The following is a 14,658-nucleotide window of genomic DNA, read 5'->3' on the forward strand; positions in this document are numbered from 1 at the left end:
GTTTCCATAATATTGATTTTAATTCGATTGAGACATAAAACTCCTTATTGCTGATTAGTAAATGGGAACTCCCTTTTTGATGAGTCCATTTACGGTATATTCAATTTTATTTTTCCTCCAATTCAAAACAGTCGGAGTATTCAATAATTCTAAGTTTGGTTTATCGTCCGTCATCACCTCTACGTTCCCTAATTCATACCCTGATATTGGGACATAATCTGCCGCTGAAAAATGGTCATTGGGGAGAATATCGTTGTATCTTAAATTTTGACTAAGCGCCTCTTTGATATTCAATGAACCAGGAGTACCATAGATTAATAAATCAGCAGATATTGATTTTTTTTCATTCTTAACCGCAAACATTTTGTATCCAATAGATTCAAAAGTTTTGATGACCGAACGGGGCGCGCGTGACAGTTCTAAATCATTTGTATCCAATTGACCCTGAAAGTTTACAATCACCAATGCGTCTTTATTCAATGCAGCCTTTAACTCCTTTAGCCCTTCTATGGTAAACATGTGAGAGGGCTGTACCTCTCCATTTACAATGTCCAATATGACTACATCGTATTTTTTTGTGGTATTTCGAATGTAATGACGGGCGTCGTCGATGACCAGATTCGCAGAGGTAGGATCATATCCAAACCATTTTTCAGCGATAAACGGAATCCGTTCGTCCAACTCCACAATATCAAGTTCAAATCCGAGTCGAATCAAATTATGGGCAATGCTTCCGCCCCCCATTCCCAATAGCAGGGCCTTGCTCTTGGCTGGCTTTATCCCCGCCAAAGCCGTCACTTTATGGGGATACCTCCACATCGAAAACGGCTCAATCCCTACACTGGTAAACGTTTGGTCTATCCCATTGAGTAACAATTGCCTTGTGTTCACTGGACGACCGTCTTTGGCAAAACCTTTGTGATCTACCACCGTCCACTCACCCAAGATACCGCTGGACTGGTACTGTACTGTAATCGCTGGATCAGCAGTAGGTTGGCTATAGACAAACGGAACGAGAAAAACAAAAAGGCCAAAAGTGAGAACAGCTTGCATTTTTTGTTTTCGGCTGAACATACCGATTGCCGAAAAGCCCATCAACACAAGACCAGTAAAAGTGGCCGTGGTCTGAATACCGAGTTCGGGGATGAGTACAAAACCCGCAAGAAACGTAGCGAGTATGCCCCCAACGGTAGAAATGGCATAGATGGTACCAGCAGTTTGTCCTGCATTTTCCTGCGATTGATTAATGAGCTGGATGATGATGGGAGACACCATTCCCATGCAAAAAATGGGAGGTAATAGGTAAATTGACACCGAAATTAATGAGCCAATTCGCACCCCAAGATCGGCCGTAGCTATCATAATAGTTGGTGCAATTCTTGGGGCAATGATTGCTAATATTGCCCCCACAGCGAGTATGGCAAACAGTGGACTTTTGTCTTTGTATTTATTAGAAACACTACCGCCAACGAAATATCCGCCAGAAAGAGCAATGAGTGTTATTCCCAATACCGAGGCCCAAACATACATCGATGTCCCATAGAATGGTGCCACTATTTTTGCCCCCAACAACTCTATAATCATCACGGCAGCCCCTTCCACAAAGGAAACTATGAGCAATAGTTTCCTTTGATTTTGAGGTAGCACATCAACTTGAGTAGAAGTACTAGATTTGATATTTAGTTTTCTTTCCATTTGAAACATTTTTTAACCTTTCCATTTTTTATTCTGCACTACACCTAGTTTAGACAATCAATTGATGTGCTTTTAAACGCCACTTTTTTGGGCATTACTACCTCATTGGAGCCGTTTAAAAATCAATTATTGTTTATTGTTACTGGCTTGACAGGTGAAGGATTTATGGCAGTAAGTGTCACTGAAGTACTTGCAGTACAGCCAACGGCATCCGTCACGGTTACGTTATAAGTTCCAGCAGTTAGGCCCGATTGGTCTTGAGCTGTTGGTATAAGACCTGTTCCATTGGATGTTGTCCAATTGTAGGTAAATGGTGCAGTGCCACCGTTTACTACCAAATCAATTACTCCATTTTCGCCCAAAGGTGCATTCGAGCCAGGTGGGCAAGTTGGAGGTGTCACATTGGTAGTCAATACCATTGTGGCGACGTTTGTTAAAGTGATGGTAGCAATAAAAGTACAGTTTCGGGCATCGGTGATAGTGACCTGATAATTCCCCGAGGCCAAACCAGTGATGGTAGCAGTTCCGTCGCCCGTTGGCGTACCGTTCCAGTCGTAGGTATAAGGAGCCGTACCACCCGATACTGTAGCGGTCACACTTCCGTTGGTGGCTCCGCAGGTTGGCTCCGTTTTTGACAAAGAAGCCGTAAGCGCAGCAGAAGGCTGGGTAACAGAAATGTTGGTCACTGTTCCCGTACAACTTTTTGAATCAGTGATGATTACGCTGTAGGTACCTGCGGGGATATTGGTACGGTTTTGGGTAGAGGCTCCGTCGTTCCACTGGTAGGTATAAGGGCCAGTTCCACCAGCCACTACCAGTGTAATACCTCCAGTAGATTGCCCAAAGCAAGGTACGGGTGTCACGGTTGGTGTACCTGTTATCGCTGCAGGCTGCGTTACGCTGATGCTGTTTGCGTTAGCGGTACACCCTTGGACGTCGGTGACAGTCACACTGTAGTTGCCAGCCGTTAGACCACTGCGGTTTTGGGTGGTGATGCCGCCGCCCCAATTGTAAGTGTAGCCTGGCGTACCACCCGAAACCGCCAAACTGATAGAGCCCGTTGCACCGCCATTACAAGCCACTGGAGTGACTGTTGGGGTAATGACAATGGCAGGATACGTACCCACGATAGCCGTAAAAGTATTGGCACAGCCAGTAGAAGAGGTAATCGTAACGGTATAAGTACCAGTGGCAAGGCCAGAGATGGTAGTGCCATTACCCGACCCAGTGCCACCACCCGAACGAGTCCATGTATAAGTATAAGGAGCAGTGCCGCCCGTCACAGTCATCGCAATGACGCCCGTATTGGTAGCACCTGGACACAACGGTGTTACCGAAGAAGTAACCGATTGGTTACACGGCTGAATGGTAATTGGCGTGGCCGTGGAGGTTTGCCTGCCGCAGGCGTCGGACACTGTGACGGTAATCATACAGGAAGTAACGCTACCCACATTGGGAGGGGTAAATGTGGTACTGGCCGCCGACGCATTGGCAAAAGTACCTCCGCAGCTACTCGTCCACTGATAAGTAAGCGGAGATGATACAGGAGAGTTAGCCGTGACACTGACGGCATAGCCAACACCAATTGACATGGTCGTAGGAACATTTGCCACGCTGATAAAAGGTACTTTATCGACAGAAGACAAAAGGCTAAAATTAAAAAAAGCACGAATAGCAGCGATGCTGGCCGTACCGCCTGCTTTTTTGATGTCATGACCTGCTTCGTACATCACGTAGCCAGAAGTATTCAGGCCAAAACCACGACCGAAAACAATCAAGGCTGCTGGCCCAGGTGACTTACTGGGTACGTCGCTTTGGCTAGGGTCGAAACAGATAATTTGAGTTGTTGAACGCCAACCTCCCCCTGGTCTAGGCAGGTAGATTTGTTCGGCACCTCCAGGGTGAGCTGCGTCGGTTGAGCCCATGTATTGCGCAGCAGGGCTGCTTGGGTTGAGACGCGTGTAAGGGGGGCTTCCATCGCTGTGTGATCCAGAAAATACCAAGGCATTGCCAACACCACCTACGTTGTTAGCCAGGAAATTGGTTTGCAAACTGCCGTTGTTCATGTTCTCCAATTCCGATACAGCTTTGCAACCCGCCCAAATCGCCCCAAACTGCGTACGGTTCCAGTTGTAGAGGTTGCTGTGGCTACTCCATTTGGGGTCGGCGTGAGGCATCACAAAAATATCATCGCACCCTGCCAATGATTGGGGGTCTTTGAAGTTGTAAGCTGAGGATGGAATCCCCGCCTGGCTGAAGAAGCCTTCGGCAATTTTTCCATTCTGGTCGTCCAACGTCCAGCGAGGTGCTGATCTGAGGGTATAAGTTACGTTCACCGTCACAGGGCTCGTCATGGTTATCCCCGAAACGCCATAGCTGCTGATTTTGCCATTCACTGATGAATTTCGGAAAGCGGCGGGGATGATGAATGTCCCGCCTCGAAAATCTACCCCTTGGTGGCTAAAGTCAATGCCATCAATGCCCTTGGTTTGACTGATGACCCATTTGACAGGGATTTTGTCGTTTTTCAACAAATCATAAATCAACCCGTAGGGCCTCAGGGCATTGGATTGGGTCTGAGGGGTAATCCCCATATTGATGATATACGAGCCCGAAGGAAAGGTTTCGGTCTGTGCGTAAGACCTCACTATTCCAGTCAGCATACACAACTGAAATAGAAGTGTTGTGAAGAGGTATTTGGGGCAACGGAGGTGTAAAAAAACAACCATACGATTTCAGAATAATTTTGTTCGAAAAAACTATGAACTACCTAGCTTTTTTGTAACAAGAACTAATCCGACGATTTAGCCAAATCGGTATATCAGTTATCGTTTTGGTTATTTTGGGTATATGAAGTAGTTAATCCAATTGAGAGAAAAAAATAGACCCACAAATGGGTCTATTTTTTCAACTTTTATTACGAGAAAAAGAAGTAAATATGTTTCTTTTGATGATAAAAATAGAAAGATTTTAGCCACTTAAAAGGAGCATATCCTTTCACAATTTTCATGCCATATTTAAAGAAATGGGCAAATAAATCAACTACAGTAGGAGCAAGACCTCAATGAGCAACATTGCCCCATATTTCGGACACCGACAGGCGTTTAACGAGCGGAGATTTGAGGAGTGTGGTATCGGCTTCTGTTTTACCTATATATAAATACATCATGTTGGGTAGCATTTCTTGAGTACTTGGATTCATACCAGGTAGATGTATGGTATCCAAATACGCCCCCAAGGTATATTCTTTTGGTTTTGGGATTCGGTTCATACCATACATTCTAACAACCCTGACGGTGGCATCGGGGGTGAAATAATTGAGAAGTTGTTGCTTGATTTGCTGACGTTGAAGTGAGTCTTTATTATGAGCCAACGAATTAAGAAGTCCTCCCAACACTTTGACAGCAATTGTGTAAGAATCGGAAGGTGCTCCTACCCCACTCCTAAAAGTGCTTCCTTCGCAAGATTTCATTTCCAAAATAGGGGTTTGGCTTATGGGCATCTCATTGAAATATCGGTTTATATACGACGAGGCATAGACATGAAACTGCCGAAAAGACACAGACTGTAAAGCACTGGAATCCAGAGGCTTAATCATTCTATCAAACGCACGAACGAGCGATTCGGTAAACAACGGCGCGCTGTGATTTTCATTGACCCAAGACGGCTCATAGGGCAACGAACTCCCCATTTTGACAATACCACAATGCCCTAAAAAAAGCTTTTGAACTACCTGCTTACGGTATGCCATCGACACGCCAAGGGTATCGATTACTCGTTGGGGCGAATGAATGCTTTGCGCACTATACTCTGATACAATCAATCCCAAATGTAGCTTTTTGGCTTTTTGCTTGACCTCCAGCCAACTAGCAACCTCATCTACTGATAACCCACTAGTTGGATTATCTCGCAGTTTCCAGTGGGCAAAGAGGCTGCTTTTATTTGGAGAAGGAAGGCCAAAGCCCGCATAGTAGATGACTACAATGTCTTTTTCATCTGTGGGCAGGCTATCAATGGTTTGATGAAGGTCATTGGCTGTAAATTTCTGCTTTGAAAGGTGGGTTATCTCCATTTTATAACCCAATTCTCGTTCTACAATTTCTAGGATATAAAGTATATCTGATTCATTGCGCAATTGTAACAAACCAAAATTAGTATCCTCCTCATCAATAACAACTAGTACATGCAATTTTTGAGCACGGACAGATACGACAATAAATAATCCACAAAAAAACAATAATAGATTTTTCATTTATTGACTATTAATATCGTTTTACATCAAAAAACGAACCATATATTTAGCCAATACGTCATATCGTTTACCATTTTTGTTTTTTCATAATAAACCGTTGGTGAGTTCAAAAGAAGTACCTTTACCAACTTCGCTTTCGACGGATAGGGATATTTTATTTTTCTGCACAAAATTGTAAATCAATACCATGCCTAACCCCAGCCCATGAATCCCTACTTCGGGTTTTACTTGCCCTGCAAACACTTGCTGTAGATAATGGAGTTGGTCAGGGGCAATGCCTTTCCCAGTGTCCGTAACCGTGATTGTTAAGTCATTCAATCTCTTACCAACGGCAGGTGGATTGATTCGGACACAAATCGTACCCCCTTCGGCTGTGTTTTTAATGGCGTTGTCTAATAAGTTACGCACCGTCATCACCAACCCTTTCGGGGCGATTTGGGTCACAAAACTTGCTGGCAACTCCGCTACCAAATCAATCTTTTGGGATTGTGCAATCGGTAGATAAGTTTGGTACAGTTCCTCAACCAAAGGCACCACATCCACCTGTTGCCGAACTTCCGCCACATCTGGCGTAAAATACTGACTTTTCCCCCATTCAAACAGGTTGTTGAGGAGTAGCCTCGTCTTTTCGCGCATGTATTCGATTTGTTGGATTACCCTCTCCAACTCTTGCTTTTTTCCTTCTTGGATTAGGTGCGGCAACAATCCCCCCATGTCATTGAGGCTGTTGATGGGCGTGCGTAAATCATGTGCTATAATGGTATAGAATTTATCGCGGCCTTGTTGAAGCTCCAGCAGTTTCCTATTTGTTTTGCGAAGTTTTATTGAAAAAGCGAGCGTCGTTCCAATCAACCCCAAGGCGACCAGCAAACCGCCGAACAAAAGTTCTTTATGGAATTCGGCCAGTTGGAGCGTTCGTTCTTTTCGCTGAATTTCTACCTCACTTTGGAGTAGTTTGGTCCTACTTTCTGCTGCCTGATTTTCTAAAGACAGATTTTTCAAAGCTGCCTCCCGTTTTTGGGCTTCATATTGTGCTTGGAGAAGCTGATTGCGGCTTTCGGCTACCTGCTTTTCCAAAGTTATCCGTTTGAGCTCGGCTTCTTTTTCCGTAAATGAATATTTCTCTTTGATTTCATACACGGCCAATCTACGGTCATTGTCACGAATCAGGTTATTGTACTTGTCGTATTCGTCATAAGCTTTTATACCTGCTTGCCAGTTGTTTACCTTAAAATATGCGTCCTTTAAACGCCTGTTTATTCCCCGTAAAGTATTTATATCTTTGGGCTTTTCTACCTTGACTCGCCTCAAAGCTTCTTCCAGATACACAATAGCACTATCATATTTATTCAACTTTATGTAAGTATTTGCTACATTTCTGTAGTCAGTAAAAGTGGCGTTAATATCGGGATGATTCAGTGTTTTCAAGCCATATTCCAAGAGTTTATCTGTCTTTTTTAAATATAAGAAACTTTGTTGAGCAGCACGATAAATTGCCTTTCTTAGGAAAGATAAGTTTGGATTTTTGTCCAATATTTCGTTCGCAGCTTCGAGGGCTTCAATTCGTTGTTTTTCAGATATTTCTCGGGAAAAAGGAGGATGGCTATTCAAAATAGTTCGATAATAGGTAAACCTGTCAATGGCGTGCGTGGATTTTTCGGAAAGGGCGACTAGCTGAGTAAAACTTTCCCGATTCATTTTCAGACGAAGCTCTTCATTAAATTGGCCATAGCTTGGATTATCTTGCGTAAACTGTCGCAATGACCAGCTTAGGCACTGAATGATACCAGACGTATCTTTCTGCTCAGCAAACTGGCTTTGGGCTTTCATAATATGTTTATAAGCAACCTCTTCTCGCCACGATGAGTGATACATCCCCATGATATAATTTGCCATGGCAAGCCCTAAAGTTGATTTATGCTTTGTGGCCAACTGGGTTATTTTAGTGTACTGCTCTGTACTAATCGAATCGCCCCGAAATGACTTACCCAACTCAATGGCAATCAATAAATGAAGGTATTGACTTGATTGTGAATTTTGTGGCATGCTTCGCTCTACTTTTTTCAAACTATCCAACCGAGACGCAGGAGCGATATAATCACGAAAAGATTTAAAGGATGTATTTTGGGCATATACTAGCCCAATGGAAAGTAGGTAAAAAGATAGAAAACTAACAAATCTCATAATTTATTGATTTACAACGAGGTTTTGAAATTTTAAGTGCTTAACTAGTTAAGCTTTCCAAACCAGTTTAAATGAGGTTCCTGCCCCTATTTTACTCATTACATGAATGTTGATATTATTTTTTCGGGCAAAGTTATAAATCAAAATCATGCCTAATCCTAGCCCTTGAATACCCACTTCTGGTTTTGTTTTCCACAAAAATACTTGTTGTAAATAGCTTAGTTGTGTAGGTATAATTCCATCTCCCGTATCAGAGATGACAATCGAAAAATGGCGAAATTTATGGTTACTTTTATATGCCTTAATCAGAATTTTTCCACCAGGGGGTGTATGTTTCAAGGCATTGTCTAGTAGATTACTGATGGCTATTTCAAATCCTTTTTGGTCAGCCAAAAGTGGTAAAGAGGATGGTAATGATAGTTCTAAAGATACTCCTTTTGATTCGGCAAAAGGGAAGTAGTAATTATATATTGTTTGTAAAGAGATAAGTGCTTCAAAAACAACTGGACGTGTTACAGATTCATTAACAAAATAGTCACTTTTACCCCATTCAAACAGGTTATTTAGGAGCAGATTCGATTGGTACCTCATTTTTTCAATCTGCTTAATAACCCTATCTAACTCCTCCACTTTCCCTTCTTTAATAAGGTGTTGTAACAATATCCCCATGTCATTAAGGCTTTTCATGGGTAAGCGCAAATCGTGGGCAATAATGGTATAAAATTTATCTCTTGCCTGCTGAAGATGCAATAATTTAATATTAGTTTTCCGAAGCCTTATTGAGAAAAAAAGTATGATTCCAACTACTATGAGGGTCATGATAAAGCTTCCAAATAAGAGCCTTTTTTGCGAATCGGCTATTTCCTTTTCTAACGTAAGTCTTTTAAGCTCCGCTTCCTTATCGGCAAAGGAGTATTTTTCTCGCAGGTGAAACAGTGCTACGCTACGGTCATTCGTACTGATTACATAAACCAGACTGTCATACTTTTCATCTATCTGTATGCTTGCTTTTAAATTCCCAGCTTCATAATACGCTTTTTTTAAGAATATATATATGTTTTTTAGCCGTATAACTGACCTTGGCCTTTCTACTTTTATGCGCTTTGCCGCCTCTTCCAGGGCAGTTATTGCTTGGTTATATTTTTTTACAGACAGATAAGCATTGCCCAAGTATTGATAATCCATAAAATCTATTTTTTTGGTTGTTTGGGTCATCACCTTTAGGGCATATTCAAGTACTTTTTCGTGATTTTCCTTTTTTCGGTACCCTTCTTGAATATTTTTGTAAACATTGGCTCGGATGTATTCAAAATGCGGGTAGTTATCGATTATCTTCATCGTTTTACTTAAAGCCTGTTCCATTTCAGTTTCAGTTGGTTGAGACTTTAAATAAGAATCACAAGCCATGATAAGCAGGTAATACATATAATTGTCAATCGGGTACTTTGATTGTTGACCAAGTGTCACAACTTTGTCAAAGTAAAATTTGGGCAAATTTTGGTCTGCTCTTCTCGTATGAGCGCGCAGAAGTTTGGAACAGTGAATTATTCCTGTAGTATCATTGCGTGTTGTAAAAATTTTCTCAGCTTTTGTTAAATAACTGTACGACAGCGAATCATCTTGATCAATAGTGTACTCTCTTCCAAGTATATAATAAGCCATAGCTAAACCAAGCTGTGATTTTTGTGCCGAAGCTTGTCGTACAATCAGGCTCATTTTTTTTAAATCTATCGTATCATAATCATTTTGTTTTTTTAGTTGATTTGCAATCGACAAATACAATGATTCACTGTTAAAATTTGATTCTAATTGTGTCTTATAGTTATCAAAATTGCACGCTAAAACGAGATAATCACGAAAAGAGTTTAAAGTTTTATTTTGTGCATATCCTGTCTCAGGAACATACATCAATAAAAAAAGAAGAAGTGAGTATTTCATAAATCACAAACATATTACATACAATAGAAAATGACACAAAGCCATTCGCTTTATTCAATCTTGTGCTCAGCTACACACTTATACTATATACTATACCAAAAAAGCATATTAATTAATTTATTATACTATCAAAATTAATGATTTATCTTTTGAAAGGGGCCACTTTGAGTTAGCCAAAACGTTATCACACTTATCATATATGTTTTTTTTTAAATGCATCGTTGTTTCATTTCCCGCCAACTTTATTTTTGCTTCATTAATTCCACGACCAAGTTTTATATTTTTTGATATAACACTTACGGCAAATTATATGTTTAAGCATATAAAGTATGGCTATGAAAGACATTGTGATTGTAATACTAGAAGACGACCCCATTGACCAAATTAAATTAGAAATTATGCTCACTGAGCGCATTTCTTCCAATTATACATTTCGGTTAGGGGGCATTTTTACAAAACTGACTGATTTAACCAAACATCTTGATAATCATGAAGTTGACTTGGTACTATCAGATATTATGATTGAAAACAAACCTATTGGTATTGAGCTTCTTAAAATTCTTAGAGACACCCTCGTGCCCGTCGTACTGATGACCTCTTCTCAAGACCAAAATCTATTTTTGGAGGCACAGAAGAACCTCAGCGTTCAGTATTTAATCAAACCTTTTCATGCAATTACGCTACAGTCTGCCATCGAAAAAACCTTAGAAGCGCAAACGAAAAGCAAAGAGTATGATTTTATAGACAAAAAGTACATGTACTTAAGTAGCAGGACAGGTCAACAAGAGCAGGTTAGGTTCACCGAAATTGTTTATATCGAAGCCGACGACAGTCATTGTTACATACATACACCTACTAAAAGGTATGTTCTGAAAAAATCATTAACCAAACTCCTTGAGGCGTTTTTGGATGCACAATTTATTCGCATCCATCACAAGTTTGCAGTCAATACCCTTCATGTTCAGCAATTGGAAGCCAATACAATTAAACTGACTGGATTGGTGACACTTCCCGTTGGAAGAAGCTTTAGAAAGGAGCTAAATCATCTTTTAAAAAGGCATATCTAATCCAAAAATTGTCAGTTACCACCTAAAAAAAACCACTTACCTTACTTTAAGCCGCCACGTTTACAATGGGATACTAGCATATACCATTTTTGGTATTGTTTACATACCAATGCAATATCCCATGGCGAACATAAAGTTAGATTTTTGGTTAATGTGCTTCAAACGACAAGCTTCTGAGGAATCAAGTGGAGCTAGGGCTAAAGCCAACTTTAAAATTTTCGATTTTGGTTCGAGCAACACTTACTTTTTCACTATTCTACCAGAGCACAATAAAGATTTACGTACCCTCACTGATTCATTTCGGAGTATTCTTGAGGGCGATTATTGTTTGATAAGTACTACTTATGAACATGCGCGGCCTTTTCTCGTGGGGGTTCGCATTGATTGGTTAATAAATCAGGTCGGGTGTCCCTACTCAGACTTGGAAGATATTATTCCAAAAGTTCTAATTAATTGGAATAACCAATACAGCTTGTTCACGTTGAAATATTCTGCATTTCAGAAAGAATACCAGCGGGCATTCAATCCTGATTTGTTAGCCAAAAGTTACTTTCTTCAGTTCCTCCTTCTTTTGATAGATGATATTCAAACACAAATTTTAAGTAGGACGGAGAAAAACTTCCGAGAAATTGACTCCCGAAAAATCAAGGAAGTCGAAGCACAAATAACGTCCGATTTTAAAAGATCCACTCCCTCCATCAGCGAAATGGCCAAAATGGCTGGAATGAGTGTCAGTAAATTCAAGATTTTATTCTATGAATTGTTTAATTCTAGCCCCCATCAATACATTTTAGATAAAAAGATGATGTATGCCCATGGCTTACTTCAAACTGGAAAATATTCTATAACACAGGTAGCTTATCAGGTTGGCTATCACCATCCTTCAGGTTTTACGCGTGTTTTCAAGCAAAAATTCAACTATTCCCCCAACACTACTTACACCGAAAAACAATGATAGCGAAACATCACCCTTCGACTGTTGACTTTGTAGTCTCTACCGAATGTGTTCAGGCGGTAGTTGCATTATTACTTTCTCATAAAATTTCTTTTATCCTCACCCCTTCCAATAATCTGGAAATCAACCAGATAGACAACGAAATAAGGATAAAGCATTTTCATACCGAATTAAAGCATGAAGATACCGAAGCAGCCCAAGAAAGTGTTGAGCCCTTGCGCATGCGAAATATCAATACATGGGATGACATAATAAAAAAGATCTACCGAAAATACTTAGTAGAAGGATTTGAGCAAGTCCCCCCTACCGAACAACAAATAGCCATTGACTATAATATCCCGTTGAATTTGTTTAAAAACCATTTCAAAGCAATATATGGCAAACCATTTTATCAGCTTTACATGGATAAGCGGATGGAACACGCTGCAAAACTCCTTAGAAATGGCTACAAAGCAGTAGAAGTTTCAAAATGTATCGGGTATAGCGACAGTTCTTGCATAAAATTCAACAAAATGTTTCAAAAGCATTTTGGGATTACTCCTAAAAAATATCAACTGTTGCACATAGGACGACTAGATAGAAGAGTTGTTTAATTACCTAAAGATGATTCAAGGCTAGGCTTACGCTATCCCGACAATAAAAAAGCACTTACAGTTTTAACCGTAAGTGCTTTTTTATTGTCGGGATAGCGGGATTTGAACCCACGACCCCTTGCCCCCCAGGCTATTTGTTTTAGTTTTTTGAAAATTCTGATAAATTATAAATAATTGATAATCAACAATTATGGACAATATTTATTTGCTATTAATTGTTGATTGTTGGCCTTTTTTATTACTTTTGTTTAAACCATGTTTAAACCAAGGGGAAAGGAAGCGTCCCCTTGCATTCCAGCAATTACACTTTTATGACGACAGCAAAAGTAATTTTATTTACTTCAAAAGTACTTAAAAACGGCGAGCATCCGATCATGTTACGCCTGATTCAAAACCGAAAAGTCAAGTACTTGAATATAGGTTTGAGTTGTGCCAGTGACATGTGGGATGAGAAAACTCAACTACCAAAGAAAAAGCATCCCTTGGCGAAGGAAATCACATACAGGGTCAACTCAATAACAACGAATGCTAACCGTGAAATTTTGAACCTAGAAAACGAAGGTAGAGCCTATTCACTTGAAGAACTGACCGATATACTTCAAAGCTCAAAACAGAAGACCACCTATAGTGTGTTTAGCTACTTTCAAGAAGTTATAGAACGGAAAGAAAGAGCGGATAAAATAGGATATGCGGATGCATTCAAGGCTACTTTATTGAAATTAAAAAACTATCGTAGAGGTAAAGACTTGGAGTTTACAGATATAAATTTCTCGTTCCTAAAAAAATATGAAGAGTGGCTAGATGCTCAAGGACTACAACCTAATTCCATTTTTTTATACTTACGTACATTTAATACCCTTCTTAATTATGCCCGAAAAGACAAACTCGTAAAAGATGACTACCATCCATTCAAAGAGTTCAGCTTTGCCAAGTACCGCAGAACAAAAACACGCAAAAGAGCTATATCAAAGGACGAAATGATGAGTATTGCGCAGTTCTCCCCCGATACTCAATCTAGGCTCTTTCATTCTCGAAATTACTTTTTGTTCAGTTACTACTGTGGAGGAATCAACTTCGTGGATATGGCTAACTTACGCTGGAAAAATATTGAGAGAGGACGATTGCTATATACCCGCCAAAAGACAGGAGAGGATTTCAATATTTTACTACTTCCCCCAGCATTAACTATCTTAGAATGGTATAAAAATACGAACTACCTGGGGGATGATTCTTATATTTTCCCAATTTTATCAGATTTTCATAAAACCGCTAAACAAATCAATGATAGGGTGCACAAAGTGAATGGCCAAACAAATGCTGATTTAAAAGAAATTGGGCGCTTGCTGGAAATAGCTGTTCCCTTGACGACCTACGTCGCTAGACATTCTTTTGCTACTATTCAGAAAAAGAACGGTACGCCTACTGCTGTTATCTCTGAGTTGTTGGGGCATGATAGTGAGAAAACGACCAGAATTTACCTAGATAGCTTTGGAAATGACGTGCTTGATGAGGCAATGAAAGCATTGATGTAGTGTTTTAGGCGAGTATGATTATTTTAAAAGCATGGTTGGAAGTTAAAAGGTACATTTTGGTACTTTTTCAAATAAATATGTGTGTTAAAGTCTGGAATAGATTATTCGTTAGTTAAGCCTCCCCAATTTTTAGACTACAGGATTTGAATTTAACGTTGAAAATTTGGTTAGAAATTTGACATTATCTTTTACGTTATAGATCTTCGCAGGCGTTGACTTTTGCAATGCACTGTGTGGTCTCTCAAAGTTGTAATACCGCATATATTCGTCCAGTTCTTGGTAGAGTTCAAAGCGGCCGTTGGTCGGGTTGAGGTAAATATGTTCATATTTTACCGTTCACCAAAACCGCTCGACTGCACGGGACTGCACGGATTTCTATGGTTTATGCAAGCGTGCGAGTATAATTTTTGTCATATTTTTGCTGGTGATGCACCACCGAGCA

The 14,658-nt window shown here is 40.2% G+C and carries 9 protein-coding genes and 1 pseudogene; 4 read left to right on the plus strand and 6 right to left on the minus strand.

What is annotated here, in order from left to right; all coding sequences use genetic code 11:
* Nucleotides 1-54: 54 nt before the first annotated feature.
* The 5 genes from AC23N5_RS26140 to AC23N5_RS26160 all read right to left on the minus strand — a co-directional run bounded on the left by AC23N5_RS26140 (nucleotide 55) and on the right by AC23N5_RS26160 (nucleotide 10,069).
* Nucleotides 55-1,695 carry a spermidine synthase gene (locus tag AC23N5_RS26140; protein WP_487757800.1) on the minus strand — a complete coding sequence of 547 codons (1,641 nt, stop codon included), beginning with the start codon at nucleotides 1,693-1,695 and terminating at the stop codon, nucleotides 55-57.
* 122 nt (nucleotides 1,696-1,817) lie between these two features.
* On the minus strand, nucleotides 1,818-4,358 hold the full coding sequence (locus AC23N5_RS26145) for a SprB repeat-containing protein (RefSeq protein WP_487757801.1): 2,541 nt from the start codon (nucleotides 4,356-4,358) through the stop codon (nucleotides 1,818-1,820).
* A 398-nt stretch (nucleotides 4,359-4,756) separates the two neighbouring features.
* A complete protein-coding gene (locus AC23N5_RS26150; RefSeq protein ID WP_487757802.1) occupies nucleotides 4,757-5,947 on the minus strand; it encodes a hypothetical protein in 1,191 nt (396 codons plus the stop codon).
* Between the two features lie 84 nt (nucleotides 5,948-6,031).
* On the minus strand, nucleotides 6,032-8,131 hold the full coding sequence (locus AC23N5_RS26155) for an ATP-binding protein (protein WP_487757803.1): 2,100 nt from the start codon (nucleotides 8,129-8,131) through the stop codon (nucleotides 6,032-6,034).
* Between the two features lie 48 nt (nucleotides 8,132-8,179).
* A complete protein-coding gene (locus AC23N5_RS26160; protein WP_487757804.1) occupies nucleotides 8,180-10,069 on the minus strand; it encodes a sensor histidine kinase in 1,890 nt (629 codons plus the stop codon).
* A gap of 335 nt (nucleotides 10,070-10,404) precedes the next feature.
* Here AC23N5_RS26160 and AC23N5_RS26165 point away from each other — a divergent pair, with 335 nt between their 5' ends.
* From AC23N5_RS26165 to AC23N5_RS26180, 4 genes are all read left to right on the plus strand, one after another.
* Nucleotides 10,405-11,136 (plus strand): LytR/AlgR family response regulator transcription factor, encoded by a 732-nt coding sequence (locus tag AC23N5_RS26165; RefSeq protein ID WP_487757805.1) that lies wholly within the window; start codon nucleotides 10,405-10,407, stop codon nucleotides 11,134-11,136.
* Nucleotides 11,137-11,245: 109 nt separating this feature from the next.
* Entirely contained in the window at nucleotides 11,246-12,091 is an 846-nt protein-coding gene (locus AC23N5_RS26170) for a helix-turn-helix domain-containing protein (RefSeq protein ID WP_487757806.1), read from the plus strand.
* Nucleotides 12,088-12,684: a helix-turn-helix transcriptional regulator gene (locus tag AC23N5_RS26175; RefSeq protein ID WP_487757807.1), complete on the plus strand. Its 597-nt coding sequence runs from the start codon at nucleotides 12,088-12,090 to the stop codon at nucleotides 12,682-12,684. The genes AC23N5_RS26170 and AC23N5_RS26175 overlap by 4 nt, the downstream gene beginning before the upstream one ends.
* A gap of 311 nt (nucleotides 12,685-12,995) precedes the next feature.
* Nucleotides 12,996-14,216 carry a site-specific integrase gene (locus AC23N5_RS26180; RefSeq protein ID WP_183978484.1) on the plus strand — a complete coding sequence of 407 codons (1,221 nt, stop codon included), beginning with the start codon at nucleotides 12,996-12,998 and terminating at the stop codon, nucleotides 14,214-14,216.
* Between the two features lie 129 nt (nucleotides 14,217-14,345).
* Here the strand turns inward: AC23N5_RS26180 and AC23N5_RS26185 are convergent.
* Nucleotides 14,346-14,540 (minus strand): annotated as a pseudogene (locus AC23N5_RS26185) (integrase core domain-containing protein); the annotation flags it as partial.
* Nucleotides 14,541-14,658: the final 118 nt, after the last annotated feature.

It is taken from the genome of Runella sp. R5_40, from assembly GCF_057652295.1.

What these genes read in the sequence shown, in the direction of transcription:
- AC23N5_RS26140 (WP_487757800.1), bottom strand. Translation starts at nt 1,695, where the DNA reads ATGGAAAGAAAACTAAATATCAAATCTAGTACTTCTACTCAAGTTGAT.
- AC23N5_RS26145 (WP_487757801.1), bottom strand. Translation starts at nt 4,358, where the DNA reads ATGCTGACTGGAATAGTGAGGTCTTACGCACAGACCGAAACCTTTCCT.
- AC23N5_RS26150 (WP_487757802.1), bottom strand. Translation starts at nt 5,947, where the DNA reads ATGAAAAATCTATTATTGTTTTTTTGTGGATTATTTATTGTCGTATCT.
- AC23N5_RS26155 (WP_487757803.1), bottom strand. Translation starts at nt 8,131, where the DNA reads ATGAGATTTGTTAGTTTTCTATCTTTTTACCTACTTTCCATTGGGCTA.
- AC23N5_RS26160 (WP_487757804.1), bottom strand. Translation starts at nt 10,069, where the DNA reads ATGAAATACTCACTTCTTCTTTTTTTATTGATGTATGTTCCTGAGACA.
- AC23N5_RS26165 (WP_487757805.1), top strand. Translation starts at nt 10,405, where the DNA reads ATGAAAGACATTGTGATTGTAATACTAGAAGACGACCCCATTGACCAA.
- AC23N5_RS26170 (WP_487757806.1), top strand. Translation starts at nt 11,246, where the DNA reads ATGCAATATCCCATGGCGAACATAAAGTTAGATTTTTGGTTAATGTGC.
- AC23N5_RS26175 (WP_487757807.1), top strand. Translation starts at nt 12,088, where the DNA reads ATGATAGCGAAACATCACCCTTCGACTGTTGACTTTGTAGTCTCTACC.
- AC23N5_RS26180 (WP_183978484.1), top strand. Translation starts at nt 12,996, where the DNA reads ATGACGACAGCAAAAGTAATTTTATTTACTTCAAAAGTACTTAAAAAC.